This is a genomic window from Actinophytocola sp. (assembly GCF_036002505.1).
In the GTDB taxonomy this organism is placed as follows: Bacteria; Actinomycetota; Actinomycetes; order Mycobacteriales; family Pseudonocardiaceae; genus DASYTH01.
The window spans coordinates 17,335-38,569 of record NZ_DASYTH010000297.1; the positions used below are offsets into that span (position 1 = coordinate 17,335).

General features: G+C 68.6%; 10 protein-coding genes. All 10 read left to right on the top strand.

From position 1 onward, the window contains the following. Positions 1–107: 107 nt before the first annotated feature. The 10 genes from VGR06_RS26140 (at position 108) to VGR06_RS26185 (ending at position 21,213) form a co-directional block, all read left to right on the top strand. A complete protein-coding gene (locus VGR06_RS26140; RefSeq protein ID WP_327561778.1) occupies positions 108–3,047 on the top strand; it encodes a glycoside hydrolase family 48 protein in 2,940 nt (979 codons plus the stop codon). A gap of 100 nt (positions 3,048–3,147) precedes the next feature. Next, the gene (locus tag VGR06_RS26145) at positions 3,148–5,715 is read left to right on the top strand and encodes a glycoside hydrolase family 9 protein (RefSeq protein WP_327561779.1); all 2,568 of its coding nucleotides are present in this window, start codon (positions 3,148–3,150) and stop codon (positions 5,713–5,715) included. 17 nt (positions 5,716–5,732) lie between these two features. Continuing rightward, a complete protein-coding gene (locus VGR06_RS26150; protein ID WP_327561780.1) occupies positions 5,733–7,298 on the top strand; it encodes a cellulase family glycosylhydrolase in 1,566 nt (521 codons plus the stop codon). Positions 7,299–7,463: 165 nt separating this feature from the next. After that, positions 7,464–9,338, top strand: a complete 1,875-nt coding sequence (locus VGR06_RS26155; RefSeq protein ID WP_327561781.1) for a cellulose binding domain-containing protein — start codon at positions 7,464–7,466, stop codon at positions 9,336–9,338. Positions 9,339–9,458: 120 nt separating this feature from the next. Beyond that, positions 9,459–12,203, top strand: coding sequence for a cellulose binding domain-containing protein (locus VGR06_RS26160; protein ID WP_327561782.1), 2,745 nt, complete (start codon positions 9,459–9,461; stop codon positions 12,201–12,203). Positions 12,204–12,366: 163 nt separating this feature from the next. Beyond that, positions 12,367–14,268, top strand: a complete 1,902-nt coding sequence (locus VGR06_RS26165; RefSeq protein ID WP_327561783.1) for an endo-1,4-beta-xylanase — start codon at positions 12,367–12,369, stop codon at positions 14,266–14,268. An 11-nt stretch (positions 14,269–14,279) separates the two neighbouring features. Next, entirely contained in the window at positions 14,280–15,980 is a 1,701-nt protein-coding gene (locus tag VGR06_RS26170; protein ID WP_327561784.1) for an endo-1,4-beta-xylanase, read from the top strand. Between the two features lie 10 nt (positions 15,981–15,990). Further along, entirely contained in the window at positions 15,991–17,514 is a 1,524-nt protein-coding gene (locus VGR06_RS26175) for an endo-1,4-beta-xylanase (protein WP_327561785.1), read from the top strand. A gap of 196 nt (positions 17,515–17,710) precedes the next feature. After that, entirely contained in the window at positions 17,711–19,279 is a 1,569-nt protein-coding gene (locus VGR06_RS26180; RefSeq protein ID WP_327561786.1) for a heme peroxidase family protein, read from the top strand. 437 nt (positions 19,280–19,716) lie between these two features. Then, complete coding sequence (locus tag VGR06_RS26185) at positions 19,717–21,213, top strand: DUF7405 family protein (protein WP_327561787.1); 1,497 nt, start codon at positions 19,717–19,719, stop codon at positions 21,211–21,213. The last annotated feature ends 22 nt before the right edge of the window (positions 21,214–21,235 follow it).

Consider the following 21,235-nt stretch of genomic DNA (forward strand, 5'->3'; position numbering starts at 1 on the left):
GTGATCACCTGGTAACAACTTGTTTACGGATTTCTGGGAGCGCTCCCAGAATGTCGCTCGCGACCCATGCGGCCACCCGGACGCGGCCTGACCACCTGGAGTACCCAATGAGACGACTAAACCGGCTGGGAGCGCTCCCAAGCGCGATCCTGGCCATCAGCGTCGCGGCCACACCCTTGGCCGTGGCCGCGGACGTATCGCCACAAGCCATCGCCTGCTCGGTCGACTACACGATCCAGAACGACTGGGGCGCGGGCTTCGTCACGAACATCCGGCTCACCAACCGCGGTGACGCCCTCAACGGGTGGTCACTCACCTTTACGTTCCCGGGCAACCAGCGGATTCAGATGCCCGGGTGGAGCGCGAACTGGACCCAGGCGGCCGGCAGCGCCAACGTCACGGCGACGAACCTGAGCTGGAACGGGAACCTGGCCAACGGTCAGTTCACCGAGTTCGGGTTCCAGGCCACCAACAGCGGCACCAACGCGAAGCCGACGAACTTCGCCGTCAACGGCACCGTCTGCGGTGGCGGTGTCAACCAGCCGCCGACCGTGTCGCTGACCTCGCCGGCCTCCGGCGCCAGCTTCACCGCGGGCAGCAACATCCCGCTGGCCGCCACCGCCGCCGACACCGACGGCACCGTGGCGAAGGTGGACTTCTTCGCCAACAACGGCGGCTCCGACGTCCTGGTCGGCACCGACAACTCCAGCCCGTACGCGGCCACCTGGCAGAACGTGGCCGCCGGCAACTACGTGCTGACGGCCCGGGCCACCGACAACGCGGGCGCGGTCGGCGCCTCGACACCGGTGGACATCACGGTGCGGCCGAACACCGGACCGGCCGTCGTCGCGGCACCCGCGGCGATCAACGTCCCGGAGAACGGCACGGCCACCGTGGCCCTGCGGCTGTCCCAGCAGCCGACCGGCACGGTCACCGTGAACACCGCCAAGACCTCCGGTGACGCCGACCTGACGGTGTCCGCGGGGGCCGCGCTGACGTTCAACGCCACCACCTGGAACACCCCGCAGAACGTGACGCTGCGGGCGGCCGAGGACACCGACAGCGCCAACGGCGTGGCCACGTTCTCCGCCACCGCGACCGGGCACACGGCGGCCACCATCACGGCCACCGAGACGGACAACGACCTGTCCGACATGGCCCAGCGGTTCATGACGCAGTACAACAAGATCATGGCCACGGGTGCCGGGTACTTCAGCAGCCACACGCCGAAGATCCCGTACCACTCGATCGAGACGCTGATCGTCGAGGCGCCGGACTACGGCCACGTCACCACGTCCGAGGCGTACAGCTACTGGCTCTGGCTCGAGGCCGCGTACGGCCAGGCCACCCAGGACTGGAGCCGGTTCAACACGGCCTGGCAGTCGATGGAGACGCACATCATCCCCACGTCGGCCGACCAGCCGGGCAACGCCGGCTACAACCCGAACGACACGGCGACCTTCGCGCCCGAGTTCGACCTGCCCAACCAGTACCCGTCGCCGCTGGACAACAACGTCGCGACCGGTCCGGACCCGCTGGCCAACGAGCTGCAGAGCACGTACGGCACCCGGGACATCTACGGCATGCACTGGCTGCAGGACGTGGACAACCGGTACGGCTACGGCCGCCGCGGGCAGGCCAACACCAGCCCGGCCTACATCAACACCTTCCAGCGTGGCCCGCAGGAGTCGGTGTGGGAGACCATCCCGCAGCCGTCCTGGGAGCCGTTCAACGCCGGACAGGGTGGGCCCAACGGGTTCCTGCCGCTGTTCATCCAGGATTCCAGCTATGCCAGGCAATGGCGCTACACCAACGCGCCGGACGCCGACGCCCGCGCCGTGCAGGCCGCCTACTGGGCCCTGACCTGGTCCACCCAGCAGGGCAAGCAGGCCGACACCGCGACCACCGTGGGCAAGGCCGCGAAGCTGGGCGACTACCTGAGGTACGCGTTCTACGACAAGTACTTCAAGAAGGTGGGCAACTGCGTCGGACCGACCACCTGCCCGGCCGGTACCGGCAAGGACGCCTCCACCGGCCTGCTCACCTGGTACTACGCCTGGGGCGGCGCGATGGACGGCGCCTGGGCGTGGCGCATCGGGTCGAGCCAGGCGCACTTCGGCTACCAGAACCCGCTGGCCGCGTTCGCGCTGTCGACGGTGCCGCAACTCCGGCCGCAGTCGCCGACCGCGGCCGCCGACTGGGCCGGCAGCCTCACCCGGCAGATGGAGTTCTACCGGTGGCTGCAGTCCAACGAGGGCGGCATCGCCGGTGGCGCGACCAACAGTTGGGCCGGGCGGTACGCCACTCCGCCGGCCGGTGACCCGACCTTCTACGGGATGTTCTACGACTTCCAGCCCGTCTACCACGACCCGCCGAGCAACGAGTGGTTCGGCATGCAGGTGTGGTCGATGGAACGCGTCGCCGAGTACTACAACGTGACCGGCAACGCGGCTGCGAAGACGATCCTGGACAAGTGGGTCTCCTGGGCGCGCGCCAACACCACGGTGAACGCCGCGGCGGGCACCTGGTCCATCCCGAGCAAGCTGGGCTGGTCCGGGCAGCCGGACACCTGGAACCCGACCACCCCGGGTGCCAACGCCGGCCTGCACGTTTCGGTCGTCGAGCGTGGCAACGACGTCGGTGTGACGGCCGCTCTGGCCAAGACACTGATGTACTACGCGGCGCGCGCGGGCGACACGGTGTCCCGTGACCTGGCCAAGAGCCTGCTCGACGCGATGTGGGCGACTCCGAACCAGGACACCAAGGGCATCTCGGTGACCGAGACCCGGACCGACTACAACCGGTTCGACGACCCGGTCTTCGTTCCGTCCGGCTTCACCGGGACGATGGCCAACGGCGACGCGATCAACCAGAGCTCGACGTTCATGTCGATCCGGTCCTGGTACCAGCAGGACCAGGCGTGGCCGCAGGTGCAGACGTTCCTGAACGGCGGCGCGGCACCCAGCTTCCGGTACCACCGGTTCTGGGCGCAGGCCGACATCGCCCTGGCGATGGCTGACTACGGCCGGTTGTTCCCCACCCCATAAGACGGTGGCGGGGCCCGCTGCACCCTGTCGGCGCGGGCCCCGCCTCCTTTCACCGCAACAAATTCCATACCGTCCTTACCCAACGGAGGGATCGAGGACAATGCGTGTTCGAGCCATCCTCGCTACGCTCGGACTGGCACTGGGAGCCGTGCTCGTCGCTCCTGGCGCCATACCCGCGCACGCCGCCACGTTCAACTACGGCGAAGCCCTGCAGAAGGCGATCTGGTTCTACGAGGCCCAGGTTTCCGGGCCGAAACCGTCGTGGAACCGGGTGAGCTGGCGGGGTGACTCGGGCATGACCGACGGCCAGTCGGCCGGTGTGGATCTCACCGGTGGCTGGTACGACGCCGGTGACCACGTCAAGTTCGGCTTCCCCATGGCGTTCTCGGCCACCATGCTGGCCTGGGGCGCGGTGGAGTACCGCAACGCGTACACCCAGTCCGGCCAGCTCACCAGTCTCACCAACAACCTGAAGGTGGCCACGGACTACTTCCTCAAGGCGCACACCGCGCCGAACGTCCTCTATGGACAGGTCGGCGCCGGCGGCCCGGACCACGGCTGGTGGGGCCCGGTCGAGGTGATGCCGATGACCCGGCCGGCGTTCAAGATCGACGCCACCTGTGGCGGGTCGGACCTGGCCGGGGAGACCGCGGCCGCGCTGGCCGCGTCCTCCATGGTGTTCCGCCCGACCAATCCGTCCTATGCGGACACCCTGGTGACGCACGCCCGGCAGCTCTACACGTTCGCCGACACCGTGCGGCGCAAGTACTCCGACTGCATCACCGACGCCGCCGGCTTCTACCAGTCGTTCAGCGGCTTCCAGGACGAGCTGGTGTGGGGTGCGACCTGGCTCTACCGGGCCACCGGTGACACCGCGTTCCTGACCAAGGCGGAGACCGAGTACGACCGGATTCCGCTCGACCAGGCCGGTCTGCGGCCGTTCAAGTGGACCCTGGCCTGGGACGACAAGTCGTTCGGCACCTACATCCTGCTGGCCCGGATCACCGGCAAGCAGAAGTACATCGACGACGCCAACCGGTGGCTGGACTTCTGGACCGTCGGGGTCAACGGGCAGCGGGTCCGGTACTCGCCGGGCGGCCAGGCGTTCCTCGACGTCTGGGGATCCCTGCGGTACGCGGCCAACACCGCGTTCGCCGCGTTCGTGTACAGCGACTGGACCACCGACGCCACCCGCAAGACCCGCTACCACGACTTCGCCGTGCGGCAGATCAACTATGCGCTCGGCGAGAACCCGCGCAACGCCTCGTATCTGGTCGGGTTCGGCAGCAATCCGCCGCGGAACCCGCATCACCGCACGGCGCACGGGTCCTGGTCGGACAACATCGCCGAGCCCACGCTGAGCCGGCACATCCTGTACGGCGCGCTGGTCGGCGGCCCGGGCTCGGCCGACGACTCCTACGCCGACAGCCGGCAGGACTTCCAGCGCAACGAGGTGGCCACCGACTACAACGCCGGGTTCACCAGCGCGCTGGTCCGGATGTTCCAGGAGTTCGGCGGCAGCCCGCTGGCCAGCTTCCCGCCGACGGAGACCCCGGACGGCCCGGAGCTCTTCCTGCAGGCCGGGGTGAACGCCTCCGGCACGAACTTCACCGAGATCAAGACGTTGATCTTCAACCACTCCGCGTGGCCGGCCCGCGCGGTGAACAACGCCTCGTTCCGGTACTACTTCACGCTGGACGGCGCCACCACGCCGAGCCAGATCACGCTGTCCACGGCGTTCAGCCAGTGCTCGGCGCCGACCGGGCCGACATTGTTCTCCGGCAACGTCTACTACGTCACGGTGAGCTGCGCCGGGCAGAGCATCGCGCCGCAGGGGCAGTCGCCGTCCCGCCGGGAGATCCAGTTCCGGATCGCAAGCGCAGGGGCCGCTCTCTGGGACCCGACCAACGACTGGTCCTATCAGGACATCGCCAAGACCCCCGGGGCGACGCCGGTCACCGTGCAGAACATGGAGCTGTACGCGGGCACCACGAAGATCTACGGCAATGCGCCCGGCCCGCCGGTCAACGACCCGACGCCGCCGACCCAGCCCGGCACGCCGACCGCGGCGAACGTCACCGCCACCAGCGCGACGCTGTCCTGGACCGGGTCGACCGACGCCGGTGGCTCGGGGCTGGCCGGCTACGACCTGTTCCGGGTGACCGGCGCGCCACCGCCGGATCCGCTGCTCGCCCAGTCCGCCACGAACTCGGTCACGTTGCAGGGCCTCACGCCCAGCACGGTCTACCAGGTGTACGTGCGCGCCCGGGACGGCTCGGGCAACCAGTCCACCCCGTCGGCGACGCTCAGCTTCACCACCCAGCAGGGTCCACCGCCGGGTGGCTGCCGGGTGAGCTACACGGCCAGCGACTGGGGTACCGGCTCGGACGGGTTCACCGCCAACATGTCGCTGACCAACACCGGAAGTTCGACCGTCGCAAGTGGATGGTCATTTGTGTTCACGTTCCCGAACGGGCAGCGGGTCTCGCAGCCGGGCTGGAACGCCACCTTCACGCAGGCCGCCGGCAGCGGGACGGTGACGGCCACCGGGCCGCAGTCGATCGCACCGGGTGGCTCGTGGAGCTTCGGCTTCAACGGCACGCACCCGAGCACGAACTCGCCGCCCACCACCTTCACCCTCAACGGCCAACCCTGCACGACCGCTTGAGCGAGGGAGCTCCCACCATGAAACGCCTTTTCCGCCGCAAGATACTGCTTTCCCTGCTACCGGCACTGCTCGTGCTCGGGCTGGTGCCGGTCGTCGCGCTGACCGCGGCTCCGCCCCCGGCGGCCGCCGCCGGCGTGGGTTTCTGGCACACCAACGGAAAGCAGTTGCTGGACAGCAACAACCAGCCGGTGCGGATGACCGGCATCAACTGGTTCGGCCTGGAGACCGCGAACTACACCCCGCACGGGCTCTGGTCGCGCGGCTACAAGGACATGATGGACCAGATGAAGAGCCTGAAGTACAACACGCTCAGGCTTCCGTTCTCCAGCCAGCTCTTCGACGCCAGCAGCACCCCGAACAGCATCCGTTTCGACCTGAACCCGGACCTCCAGGGCCTGTCCGGCATCCAGATCATGGACAAGATCATCGCCTACGCCGGGCAGATCGGCATGAAGGTGCTGCTCGACCGGCACCGACCGGACTCCGGCGCGCAGTCCGCGCTCTGGTACACCGCGCAGTACCCGGAGAGCCGGTGGATCAGTGACTGGCAGATGCTGGCCCGCCGTTACGCCGGCAACACCGCGGTGATCGGCGCCGACCTGCACAACGAGCCGCACGGCATCCAGGGCGGCGGCGGCTCCACCTGGGGCACCGGCAGCATGACCACCGACTGGCGGCTGGCCGCCGAGCGTGCCGGCAACGCCATCCTGGCGATCAACTCGAACTGGCTGATCGTGGTCGAGGGCATCGACAACTTCAACAACGACGGCTACTGGTGGGGCGGCAACCTGCAGGGCGCCGCGCAGTTCCCGGTGCGGCTGAACGTGGCCAACCGGCTGGTCTACTCGGCCCACGACTACGCCACCTCGGTGTTCCAGCAGCCGTGGTTCTCCGACCCGACCTTCCCGAACAACATGCCCGGCATCTGGAACCGGATGTGGGGCTTCCTGGTGCAGAACAACGTGGCGCCGGTCCTGGTCGGCGAGTTCGGCACCACCCTTCAGGATCCGCGGGACGAGACCTGGCTGCGCGCGCTGATGAACTACATGGGCACCGGCAGCAACGGGATCAACTTCACGTTCTGGTCGTGGAACCCCAACTCCGGTGACACCGGCGGGATCCTCAACGACGACTGGACCACCGTGAACACCCGCAAGCAGAACATCCTCAACCCGTTCCTGCTCGGCGTGGACGCGCCGCCGACGTCCGGCACCACCGGCCCGACCACCTCGACCAGCACCACGCCACCCCCGCCGGTGCGCTGCACGGTGACCTGGGTCCCCAACGACTGGGGCACCGGGTTCACCACGCAGGTCTCGATCGCCAACACCGGCACCACCGCGATCAACGGCTGGACGTTGGCGTTCTCCTTCGCCGGCAACCAGAGGATCTCCAACGGCTGGGGCGCCACCTGGACCCAGGCGGCCGGCAGCGCCAACGTCACCGCGGTCAACCTGGACTTCAACCGCACGATCGCGGCCGGCGCCACGGTGCGGGACATGGGATTCCAGGCCGCTTACACCGGGACCAACGCGCGCCCGACCAACTTCACGGTCAACGGTTCGGCCTGCACGGTCGCATGAAGCTTGCGGAATGCGAGGTGAGGGAGTTGGCCTACCGCGACGAGGGTAGGCCGAGGAACGAGGTCTGCCCGAGGAACGGTCCGGTGACCACCCAGTCAAGGCGACCCACGACCACGGCCAACATTCCCGAACTAGAAGACACCGCCTGAGGAAGAGAGAAACCCAATGACCAGCAGGCAATGGGGCCGCTGGATCGCCGGAGTGGGGGCCGCGGTGCTGACCGCGGCCACCCTCGCGGTGGCGGGCGCACCGCAGGCGGCGGCCGGGCCGGTGTTCGTCACCCGCAACGGGTCCTCGTTCGACCTCGGCGGGCAGCCGTTCCGCTGGGGCGGCACGAACAACTACTACCTGCACTACAAGTCGCAGCTCATGGTCGACGACGTGTTCAGCGACGCGGTGGCCATGAACCTCAAGGTGCTGCGGGCGTGGACGTCGCTGGAGTGCGGCGGGGACAAGCCGAACTCGGCCGGCGGCTGCTCGGCCGGCCCGGACGCGTGGACGCAGCGGTGGAGCAACGCGCTGAACAAGCCGGAGATCAACACCGGCGCGGGCGGGCTGCAGAAGCTGGACTACATGCTGGCCAAGGCGAACGCGGTCGGGATCAAGCTGATCCTGCCGTTCGTCAACAACTGGCGCGACTTCGGTGGTATGGACCAGTACGTCACCTGGTACGGCCTGCAGTTCCACGACCAGTTCTACACCGACACGCGGATCAAGCAGAACTACAGGGACTGGATCTCGGCGATCCTCAACCGGACCAACACGATCACCGGGGTGCAGTACAAGAACGACCCGGCGGTGTTCGCCTGGGAGCTGGGCAACGAGCCGCGCTGTATCAACGCCTCGCTGCCCGCCTCCGGCACCTGCACCGCGGACACGCTGACCGGCTGGGCCGGCGAGATGTCCACGTTCATCAAGGGCATTGACAGCAACCACATGGTGTCCGTGGGCGACGAGGGCTTCCACCCCGGAGTCGGCGGCACCGCGGGCAGCTGGCCGTACAACATCACCGACGGCGTCGACCACGCCCGGCTGACCGCGCTGCCGAACATCGACTTCGGCACCTACCACCTCTACCCCCAGGGCTGGGGCCAGTCCCCGGCGCAGGACTGGGGCACGGGGTGGATCAACGACCACAACTCGGTGGGCACCACGCTGAACAAGCCGGAGATCCTCGAGGAGTTCGGCAGCACCGACCAGTCCACAAGGGACGCGACGTACACCGCGTGGACCAACGCGCTGCGCATGGGGAGTGCCGGTGGCGGCTTCATGTTCTGGCTGCTCACCGGGATCCAGGACGACGGCCAGCTCTACCCCGACTTCGACGGTTTCCGTGTCGTCACCCCATCCGGCACGGCAACCGTCCTCACCAACGCCGCCAACCAGATGAGCGGGGGCAGCGGGGACGTGACGCCGCCGACCACACCCGGCACGCCGACCGCGTCCGCGGTGACCGCAACCGGCGCGAGCCTCGCCTGGACGGCGTCCTCGGACGGGTCGGGCAGCGGTCTGGCCGGATACAGCGTCTACCGCCGGCAGGGCACGACGGACACGTTGCTGTCGAATTCGACGACGAATTCGACGACCCTGACCGGATTGACGCCGGCCACCCAGTACCAGATCGTGGTGCGCGCCCGGGACAATGCCGGGAATTTGTCGGCGGCCTCCGGCGCGGTCACGTTCACGACATTGCCGGACACCACCGGCGGGCGCTGCCGCGTCGTTTATCAATCCAGCAACTGGGGTGGGACGCCCGGCTTCACGGCCAACGTCACCATCACCAACACCGGCACCGCCACGGTCACCGGCTGGACCCTGGCGTTCACCTTCCCCGCCGGTCAACGCGTCACCGACGGCTGGAGCGCCACCTGGAGCCAGGCCGCCGGCAGTGCGAACGTCACCGCGGTGAACCTGGACTGGAACCGCACCCTGGCGCCGAATGCGTCGGTCGGTATTGGTTTCAACGGCTCGTTCACCGGAACGTCCAACCCGGCGCCCACGGCCTTCACGCTGAACGGCAACACGTGCTCGACTTCATAAGGAGGAAATAGCACACGAGGAGTAACGAACACTGAATACTGCACACCCAGTCCACAATTGTCCACAGGCTCTTACCTAATGTGGGTCCTGCAGCGAAATCCACACAATGGAGGGTCGACCATGCGAGGGAAGCTAGCTCACGCGCTGGCCGGGATGGTCGTCGCCGGCTCGGTCATAGTGGCGGTCCAGGGAGCCGTCCAGACCGCGCCGGCGGCGGCCGGGGACATCCTGGCCAGCGAGCCGTACACCTGGAAGAACGTGCAGATCGCCGGTGGCGGCTTCGTGCCGGGCATCGTGTTCAACCCGACCGAACGCAACCTGATCTACGCCCGCACCGACATCGGTGGGGCCTACCGCTGGAACGAGAGCACCCAGCGGTGGATTCCCTTGCTGGACTGGGTGGGCCAGAACAACTGGGGCTTCAACGGGGTGAGTGCCCTGGCCACCGACCCGGTGGAGACCAACCGGGTCTACGCGGCCGCCGGCATGTACACCAACAGCTGGGACCCCAACAACGGCGCCATCCTGCGCTCGGCCGACAGGGGCAACACCTGGCAGACCACCAACCTGCCGTTCAAGCTGGGCGGAAACATGCCCGGCCGCGGCATGGGCGAGCGCCTCGCGGTCGACCCGAACCGGAACAGCACCGTCTACTTCGGAGCGCCGGAGGGCAACGGCCTGTGGCGCAGCACCGACTTCGGCGCCACCTGGGCGAAGGTGACCAGCTTCCCCAACCCCGGCACCTGGTCGCAGGATCCGAACGACCCGAACCAGTACCTGTCGCACAAGCCCGGCGTGGTGTGGGTGACGTTCGACAAGCGCACCGGTTCGACCGGCAACGCCACGCAGACCATCTACGCCGGCGTCTCCGACCTGACCACCACCGTCTACCGCAGCACCAACGGCGGATCGACCTGGACGGCCCTCGCCGGCCAGCCGACCGGCATGATGGCGCAGCAGGGCGCGCTGGACGAGGTCAACGGCTTCCTGTACATCACCACCAGCAACAACGGCGGCCCGTACGACGGCACCAACGGCGCGGTGTGGCGCTACACCACGGCGACCGGCGCCTGGACCAACGTGACTCCGCCGCCACCGCTGGGCAACACCGCACCGTACTACGGGCATGCCGGCCTCTCCCTCGACATGCAGCGCCCGGGCACGCTCATGGTCACCGGCTACAGCTCGTGGTGGCCGGACACCTGGATCTTCCGCAGCACCGACAGCGGCGCCACCTGGCAGCGGCTCTGGGACGTGCCGAGCTTCCCGACCCGCGCCAACCGCTACACGCAGGACATCACGTCGGTGCCGTGGATGGCCTTCGGGCCCAACCCGAACCCGGCGGCGCCGGAGTCCTTCCTGAAGCTGGGCTGGATGACCCAGGCGCTGGAGATCGACCCGTTCAACTCCAACCGGTTCATGTACGGCACCGGCGCCACCATCTACGGCAGCACCAACCTGACCACGTTCGACACCGGCGGCAACATCACGATCAAGCCGATGGTCGCGGGGCTGGAGGAGACCGCGGTGCTCGACCTGATCAGCCCGCCGTCCGGGGCGCCGCTGATCTCCGGGCTCGGTGACGTCGGCGGGTTCCAGCACACCAACCTGGACGCCGTCCCGTCGAAGACGTTCACCCAGCCGTACTTCACCACCACGTCCAGCCTGGACTACGCCGAGCGCACGCCGAGCATCATGGTGCGGGCCGGCAACTTCGCCGACGCCGACCGCCCAAACGACAGCCACGTGGCGTTCTCCACCGACGGCGGCGCGAACTGGTTCCAGGGCAGCGAACCCGGCGGCATCAACGAGGGCGGCACGGTGGCCGCCAACGCCGACGGCAGCCGGTTCGTCTGGGCACCCAATGGCCAGACGCCGGTCTTCTCGGTGGGCTTCGGCAACTCCTGGACCCAGGTGCAGGGCCTGCCCACGCTGTCGCAGGTCGAGTCGGACCGGGTCAACGCCAGCAAGTTCTACGGGTTCAACGGCGGCCAGTTCTACGTCAGCACCAACGGCGGCCAGTCGTTCACCGCGACGGTCCAAACAGGACTGCCCAGCACCGGGAAGTTCAAGGCGATCCCGGGCACCGAGGGCGAGATCTGGCTCGCCGGCGACACCGGCGTGTTCCGCTCGACCAACTCGGGCACCAGCTTCACCAAGATCGCCTCGGTGACCTCGGCGAAGAGCATCGGGTTCGGCCGGGCGGCCCCCGGGCGGACGAACCCGGCGCTGTTCATCCTGGGCACGGTCGGCGGCGTGACCGGCGTGTTCCGGTCCGACGACGCCGGCACGAACTGGGTGCAGATCAACGACAGCGCGCACCAGTACGGCAACGCGGGCGATGCGATCACCGGTGACCCCCGGGTCTACGGCCGCGTGTACCTCGGCACCAACGGGCGGGGTGTGCTCTACGCCGACCGGAACGGCGGCGGGACCACGACCTCCAGCAGCACCACCACGTCGACGTCCACCAGCACGACGACGACCACCACCCGCACCACGACGACGACGTCGACCACAACGACCAGCACGCCACCGGGCAACTGCCGGGTGACCTACCGGATCACCAACCAGTGGGACACCGGGTTCAACGCCAACGTGAACATCGCCAACACCGGCACGGCGGCGATCAACGGGTGGACGCTGCGGTTCAACTTCCCGGCGACCCAGCGCGTCACGAGCGGCTGGAGCGCGACCTGGACGCAGGCGACCGGTAGCGCCAGCGTCTCGGCGGTCAATTTCGACTGGAACGCAAATATTGGAGTTGGTAACTCGATCGACATCGGATTCACCGGCTCGTGGGCCGGCAGCAACCCACAGCCAACCAGTTTCACGATCAACAACAACCAGTGTTCAACCGGATAGGGATGGCTGTACACACCCCGGACCGGCTCGGGTGGGACGCTGACACCGCCCGAGCCGCCGGGCATGGACCGCCATCTCGCTCAACTAACAGAGGTGGCCCTCAATGCGAAGGAAATTGCTTGCTGCGGCAATTTGCGCTGCACTAGGCGCGCTCGGAACGGTCGTGCTGGCGACACCGGCACAGGCCGCTCCGCTGCGCAGTCACGGCGGACCCATGATCGGCACGGCGGTGGACACCAACGCGCTGGCGAACGAGGCGATGTACCGCACGGTGCTCAACCGCGAGTTCAACATCGTCACGGCCGAGAACGCGATGAAGTGGGACGCGACCGAGCCGAACGCTCCCGGTCAGTTCACCTTCGGCGGCGCCGACACGATCGTGAGCACTGCCCGGGCCAACGGCCAGCAGATCCACGGGCACACGCTGGTCTGGCACAGCCAGACGCCGGGCTGGGTGCAGAGCCTGAACGCCACGGACATGCGCGCCGCGATGCAACGGCACATCAACGCCCTGCTCACCCGGTACGGCAGTGACGTCCGCTCCTGGGACGTGGTGAACGAGGCGTTCAACGAGGACGGCACGATGCGCAACTCGTTCTGGCTGCAGCGCCTCGGCTCGGGGTACATCGCCGACGCCTTCCGGCTCGCCCGCGCCGCCGACCCCGACGCCGAGCTGTGCATCAACGACTTCAACACCGAGGGCCAGAACGCCAAGAGCAACGGCCTGTTCAACCTCGTGCAGTCGTTGCTGCAGCAGGGTGTTCCGATCAACTGCGTCGGCTTCCAGGGCCACCTGGCCATCCAGTTCGGCTTCCCGAGCAACGTGCAGGCCAACTTCCAGCGGTTCGCCAACCTCGGGCTGAACGTGAAGATCACCGAGCTGGACGTCCGGATGCAGACCCCGCGCGACGCGAACAAGGACACCCAGCAGGCCACCTTCTACCGCAACATGGTCAACGCCTGCGTCGCCGTCTCGCGGTGCAACCAGATCACCATGTGGGGCTTCACCGACCTGCACTCCTGGGTGCCCGGCACCTTCCCGAACGAGGGTTTCGCGCTGCCGCTCGACAACAACTACCAGCCCAAGCCCGCGTACACCGCGATCGACCAGGCCCTCCCACCCGGTGGTGGTGGCGACACCACGCCGCCCACCACGCCGGGCACGCCCACCGCGTCCAATGTGACCTCGACGGGCGCGAGTCTGGCCTGGGCGGCGTCGACCGATGCCGGTGGCAGTGGTCTGGCCGGTTACGACATCGTGCGCCGGCAGGGGACCACGGACACGGTGCTGTCCACGTCGACGACGAACTCGGCGACGTTGACCAACCTGACCGCGAACACGCAGTACGTGCTGCTGATCCGAGCGCGCGACGGCGCCGGCAACCAGTCCGCACTGTCCGGCTCGGTCACGTTCACCACGCAGGCCGGTGGCGGCGACACCACTCCGCCGACCACGCCCGGCACACCCACCGCGTCCAACGTGACCTCGACCGGGGCGAGTCTGGCCTGGGCGGCGTCGACCGATGCCGGTGGCAGTGGTCTGGCCGGTTACGACATCGTGCGCCGGCAGGGGACCACGGACACGGTGCTGTCCACGTCGACGACCAACTCGGCGACGCTGACCAACCTGACCCCGGCGACGCAGTACGTACTGCTGATCCGGGCGCGCGACGGCGCCGGTAACCAGTCCGCTCTGTCCGCGTCGGTCACGTTCACCACCCAGTCCGGCACCGGCGGAACCTGCCGGGTCGCCTACAGCGCCTCGAACTGGGGCACCGGCTCCAACGGGTTCACCGCCAACGTGGTGATCACCAACACCGGCACGGCCGCGATCAACGGCTGGACGCTGGCGTTCGCCTTCCCGTCCGGGCAGCAGATCACCCCGCCCGGCTGGAGCGCCACCTGGGCGCAGAGCGGTGCCAACATGACCGCGACGAACCTGGACTGGAACCGCACGCTGAACGCCGGCACGGGCACGACCACGATCGGGTTCAACGGCACCTTCACCGGCACCAACACGGCGCCGACGGGCTTCACGCTCAACGGCACCGCGTGCACGGCATGAGGGAGGCGGTCATGCGCAACAAGTTATTGACGGCTGCCCTCGGCGGTGCACTCGCTGTGGCCGGTGTCGTCGTGCCGGCGGCCGTGCAGACGGTGACCATCGCGCAGGCGGCGGCGCCGGGCTCGCTCGGCGCGCTCGCCGCCGCGCGCGGGAAGTACTTCGGCGACGCGGTGGACAACGTGGTGAACCAGGAGGCGGCCGATCCGCAGTACCGGCCGATCATCAACACCGAGTTCACCTCGCTGACCGCGGGCAACGGGATGAAGTGGGACTCCACCGAGCCGACCCTCGGGCAGTTCAACTTCAGCAAGGGCGACGAGATCGTCGGCATCGCCCGGGCGAACGGCCAGGCGGTGCGCGGGCACACGCTGGTGTGGCACCAGCAGACGCCCACCCAGGTGCAGAACCTGAACGCGACCGATCTGCGCGCGGCGATGAACCGCCACATCAGCACGGTGATGACGCATTACGTCGGGCAGCTGTCCGCGTGGGACGTGGTCAACGAGGCGTTCAACGATGACGGCACGATGCGGCAGTCGTTCTGGCTGCAGAAGCTCGGTAACACCTACATCGCCGACGCGTTCCGGGCAGCCCGGGCGGCCGACCCGAACGTCAAGCTGTACTACAACGACTTCAACATCGAGGGCATGGGCGCCAAGAGCAACGCCGTGTTCACGATGGCGCAGTCGCTGAAACAGCAGGGTCTGATCGACGGTGTCGGCTTCCAGACGCACCTGGCCGTCCAGTTCCCGTTCCCCACGCAGTTCCAGCAGAACCTGCAGCGGTTCGCCGACCTCGGCCTGGACGTGGCGATCACCGAGCTGGACGTGCGGATGCAGCTGCCGGCGGACGCCACCAAGGTCGCCACGCAGGACACGTACTACCGCAACGTGGTGAACGCGTGCCTCGCGGTCACCCGCTGCGTCGGGATCACCGAGTGGGGCTTCACCGACAAGTACTCGTGGATTCCGGGCGTGTTCCCCGGTGAGGGCTCGGCGCACCTGGCCGACGGCAACTTCGTGAACAAGTCCGCCTACACGGTGGTACGGGACGCGTTGGCCGGTACACCGACCGACACCACCCCGCCGACCACACCCGGTACGCCGACGGTGTCCGGCGTGACGTCGAACAGCGCCAGCCTGGCGTGGACGGCGTCGACGGACATGGGCGGCAGCGGGCTCGCCGGGTACAACGTCTATCGCCGGCAGGGCACGACGGACGCGCTGCTGCAGCAGTCGACGACGAACTCGGCGAACCTGACCAACCTGACCCCGTCCACGCAGTACGTGGTGGTGGTGCGGGCCCGGGACGGGGCCGGCAACCTGTCGACCGCGTCCGGGGCCGCCACGTTCACCACCATGGCGGGTACCGGAACCGGCACCTGCCGGGTCACCTACAGCGCCCCGAACTGGGGCGGTGGCGGCGGTTTCACGGCCAGCGTCACGATCGCCAACACCGGAACCACCGCGATCAACGGGTGGACGCTGGCGTTCAGCTACCCCTCCGGCCAGCGGCTGACCCCGCCGGGCTGGGGCGCGACCTGGACCCAGGCCACGGGCAGCGCCAACGTGACCGCGACCAACCTGGACTGGAACCGCACGCTCAACCCGAACGGCGGCAACACCAGCATCGGGTTCAACGGCACGTTCACCGGTACCAACACGGCGCCGACGAGCTTCACGCTCAACGGCACCGCCTGCACGACCGGCTAGGAGGTCGAGCATGCGCAAGGCGACGCTCACAGTCCTCTGTGGAGTGATCGTCGGCGCGGTCGTGCCGGCTCCCGCGCAGGCGGCGGCACCCGGTTCGCTGGGTGCCCTCGCCGCCGCGCGGGGCCGGTACTTCGGCGACGCGGTGGACCACAACGAGCTGCCCGACCCGGTCTACCGGCCGATCATCAACACCGAGTTCACCTCGCTCACCCCGGGCAACGCGATGAAGTGGGACGTGACCGAGCCGATCCGCGGTCAGTTCACCTTCACCCGCGGCGACGAGATCGTGGCCGTCGCCCGGGCGAACGGCCAGGCGGTGCGCGGGCACACCCTGGTGTGGCACAGCCAGTCCCCGGCGTACCTGCAGGGTCTGACCAACGCCGATCTCCGCACCACCATGCGGAACCACATCAGCGCCCTGGTCACCCACTACCAGGGCCAGCTGTCCGCCTGGGACGTGGTCAACGAACCGCTGGCCGCGGACGGGTCGCTGCGGCCGTCCTTCTGGCTGCAGAAGCTCGGGCCCGGGTACGTCGCCGAGGCGTTCCGGGCGGCCCGGGCGGCCGACCCGAACGTCAAGCTGTACCGGGGCGAGCTCGGTGCCGAGGGCATCGGCGCGAAGAGCGACGGCCTGTACCTGTTGGTGCAGTCGTTGCTGCAGCAGGGAGTGCCGATCGACGGCGTGGGCTTCCAGGCGCATGTGGCGATCCAGCTCCCGTTCCCGAGCGGGATGCGGCAGAACCTGCAGCGGTTCGCCGATCTCGGTCTGGACGTGGCGGTCACCGAGCTCGAGGTGCGGATGCCGCTGCCGCCGGACAGCGCCAAGTTCGCCACCCAGGCCACGGTCTACCGCGACGTGGTGAACGCGTGCCTGGTGGTGACCCGGTGCGTCGGGGTCACCGTGCGGAACTACACCGACAAGTACTCGTTCGTGCCGGTGACGTTCCCCAACGAGGGCTCGTCCTCGTTGGCGGATCAGAACTTCGTGCGGAAACCGGCCTACGCGGCGGTGCGCGACGCGCTCGCCGCCGGTCCGGTCGACACCATTCCGCCGACCGTACCCGGCACACCGACGGTCACCGACGTGACCGCCGGTGGTGCGTCGCTGTCCTGGACGCCGTCCACGGACACGGGTGGATCAGGGCTCGCCGGGTACAACGTCTACCGGCGGCAGGGCGGCACGGACACCCTGCTGCTGCAGACGATCCTGAACTCGGTCCGGCTGGCCGGGCTCGCCCCGGGCACCGTGCACGTCATCGTGGTGCGCGCCCGGGACGGCGCCGGGAACCTCTCCCAGCCGACACCGCCGGTCGTGTTCACCACCCTGCCCGGCTGGGGCGCGGCGTTGGGGCAGACAACGGGCAGCCCCGACGTCACCGCGACCAGTCAGGACTTCAACCGCGCCCTTGCGCCGAGCGGCTCGACGAACATCGGGTTCAACGGCACCGTCCCCGGCTCCAACCCGGCGCCGGCCACATTCACCCCTCAACGGCAACACCTGCTCGGTCAGTTAAAACCAGGCCAACGGGAATAAGTAGAACAAAAACCCCCTAAGGGACAAAGAGGACTATTTCCGGAAGGGGTTCAGAGGCAACCTTCCCGGTGTGGCGCAGGTATTGCCACACGGCGGGGGCGGCGGGCCTGTGGGCGGCCCGCCGCCACCCGCGGCATCGCCCACCGTTCCCACCACGAGAGATCTTCCACAGAAAGTCGACGAGGAGGTCGACACCATGGGTACTGACGCACGCCTCAAACGGCGTGGCTTCCTGACCGGGCTCGGGCTCGGCGCCGGCGCGCTCGCGCTGCGCCCGGCCGAGGCCCTCGCACAAGTGATCACCGAGGCCGCCGGCGGGCTGGCCACCAGCCCGGACCGGTTCGGCCGGATCTTCAATCTCGCCCCGTTCGCGGACTTCAACTCCTCGTCGCTGCGTACCGCGCTGTCGGCGATGGGCGCCCCGGGCGGCCTCATGGACGCGCGCGACCCGCTGTCCGAAGGCCCGATCCGGCTGATCACCAACCCGGAGCTCAGCCCGAACAACCAGGACAACCCCACGCACACGGCCGGCACCACGTTCTTCGGCCAGTTCCTGGACCACGACATGACCTTCGACCAGACCTCGCGGCTGGGTGTGGTCACCGCCCCCGAGACGTCACCCAACACCCGGACGCCGGCCCTGGACCTGGACTCCGTCTACGGACGTGGACCGGCGCTGGACCCGCAGTTCTACGACCCGGCGGACCGGGACAAGTTCCGGGTGGAGAGCGGCGGCCTGTTCGAGGACCTGCCCCGGCAGGCCAACGGCACGGCGATCATCGGGGACCCGCGCAACGACGAGAACCTGATGATCTCCGGGCTGCACGCGGCGTTCCTGCTGTTCCACAACCGGGTCGTGGACACGCTGCGGGCGCAGGGCCAGACGAACGTGTTCGCGGCCGCGCAGCGGACGGTCCGCTGGCACTACCAGTGGATCATCCTGCACGAGTTCCTGCCGCAGATCGTCGGCCAGCCGCTGATCGACGACGTCCTGCGCAACGGCCGGCGGGTCTACCGGCCGGCGGCCGGGCAGCAGTTCATCCCGGTCGAGTTCCAGGGCGCCTGCTACCGGTTCGGGCACAGCATGGTCCGGCCGTCCTACCGGGCGAACCTGGCCGGCGACCCGGGCGGCTCCGCGGCCAGCGGCGCACCGGCGTTCTTCGGTTTCGTCTTCGACCCGGCGGGCGAGGGCCAGGCCGACCCGGTGGACCTGCGCGGCGGGGCCCGGGCACGCCGGCGGTTCATCGGCTGGCAGACGTTCTTCAACTTCGGTGACGGCGCGGTGCGGCCGAACAAGCGGATCGACACGAAGATCTCCACGCCGCTGTTCAACCTGCCGCTCGGGGCCATCGCGAGCGGTGACCCGCCGACCGCGCTGCCGCAGCGCAACCTGCTCCGGCACGTCACCTGGTCCATACCCGGTGGCCAGCAGATCGCGATGGCCCTCGGCATCCAGCCGCTGTGGGCCGAGCACTTCCCGGAGCTGCAGCAGCTCGGCCACGGCCTGCCGAGCAGCACCCCGCTGTGGTACTACGCGTTGAAGGAGGCCGAGGTGGCCGGCGGGCAGCGGCTGGCCGGCGTCGGCGCGCGGATCGTCGCCGAGGTGTTCGTCGGCCTGCTCCAGCTCGACCCCGGCGCCTACCTCGCGACCCAGCCGGGCTGGGTGCCGACGCTGCCGCGCCGCGGCGGGCTGCCGACCGGGGACTTCACGATGGTGGACCTGCTCACCTTCGCCCGGGTGGACCCGACCAGCCGGGGGCAGTAGTCCGGGCGCGGAGGGTGGCCCTGGACGGTACCTGAGTACGGGGCCACCCTCCTAAGTAATGCCGGTGGACAGACCGGTGATGTCGGGATTTGCCGGGTCAAAACGGACGGCGTTCCGAACCCCCAAGGGTTTCTCATCCGACGGCCGAAATTCACCCGTATTCGTTGTGTGGCGTGGGATTTCTCCGATCCGCGGGGTCACGGTCGCGTTACTTGAGTGGTTCTGGTCGTGGAGTCTTGTTGACCTTGACTCATATATTGGAATCGGTCCAGGTATTGCATCCCTGGGTCTATTTGCGCTGACTGCCTTTCCCACCACCACGGAGGGTCCCTGTGGCTGAAAAAACCTCTGGTCGACATACTTCACGCTGCCCGGTGGCGCATGGGCGACCGGCCCAGGCCGACACCAGCAATATGGTTCCTATTCTCACGCGGCCGGTGTCGCGCCGCATGGCGCTGCGCACCGGCGGCGCGTTCGCCGGGGCGATGGCCGCCATCGGCACTCTGGGCCTGCTCGACAATCTGGGCTGGGTTCCGGAGCGGGTCGCCTGGGCCGACCCCGGCACGCTCGCGTTCCCGGACGTCCAGTTCGACATCGGCCCGTTCATGCCGCCCGCGCAGACCATCGACGGCGTGCCGGTGGCCATGCCGCCCATCCACACGGTGTTCGTCACCGCCCGGCTGGCCCGGGCTCCGTCCAAGGCCGACCAGGTGCGGATGGAGGCGGCGCTGCGCAACATCGAGGCGAACTACCCGTACTCGCCCGGCGGCGTGATGACGCACGTGTCCTACAGCGACAACTACTTCGCCCGGCTGCCCGCCACGGTGGTCACCGCCAACATGCCGCTCACCGTGGCGTTCAACGGTTTGCCGGCGGGGCAGCGGGTGCTCAAGCGCGCGGTGCCGGGGCCGACCGACGTGGCGCCCGGGAACCGGACGCTGGAGCTGCGCCGGGCCGAGTTCACCGTGCCGGTCGTCATGGAGAGCAACGACATCCTGTTCACCGTGCGCGGCGACGACGCCTCGCGGATCGCCGATGTGGTGCAGTGGCTGGGCGGCAGCAACCGGATGCTGGGCCGGGCACAGCCCTCGCCGGTGTTCGACGCCGGCATGACGATCACCTCGACCCGCGCGGAGTTCGTCCAGATGGGCCTGCCCCGGAACGTGGCGGCCACTCAGGGCCTCGTCTTCGCGGACTTCGTCAACCCGTTCTCCCCGATGTGGATGGGCTTTGCCGACCAGCAGGTGGACGCCAGCGCACCGCCGCAGAACGTGACGTTCGTAGGCGGTGGCGGGATCAAGCTCACCAACGCCGCGGCCGGCAGCTACTTCGACAACGGCGCGATCCAGCACCTGTCGCATCTGCTGCTCGACCTTCGCCAGTTCTATGTGGACGGTACGCCGCCGGAAGAGCCGGGCGACGACGTCCGGGAGCCGTTCAGCGAGCGGCTGCAGTACATGTTCGAGGCCCCGCCGCAGGTGCAGGAGGATCCCACGGATCCGTTCCGGGACGGCGGCGGGCCGCGCAACCTCGGCCGGCGCGGTGCCTTCCTGCCGAACGTGTTCCGCGGTGCGAACTACGCCCAGCAGTCCGCGCAGCAGTTCGCCCGGATCGGGCACGTCTCGGCGCTGCACCGGTCCGGCCGGGCGTCCGACGGGCGGCCGATCCACCTGCGGATCGACGGGCCGGGCTTCGACGCGATGGACACCACCACCGGCCGCAACACGCCGAAGCTGCAGTTCTCCGGGTTCTTCCCGAGCGCCGACTTCTTCAGCACGTTGCGGCGCAACCAGGGCTCGCTGGACCTGCTGGACCAGTTCGACCTGGAGGAGGAGGACCACGGCCTGGAGCGGTTCATCACCGCCACCCGCCGGCAGAACTACCTGATCCCGCCGCGCAGGCACCGGGCCTTCCCGCTCATCGAGCTCACCTGAGGTGCCGTGCAGGACCCCCTCG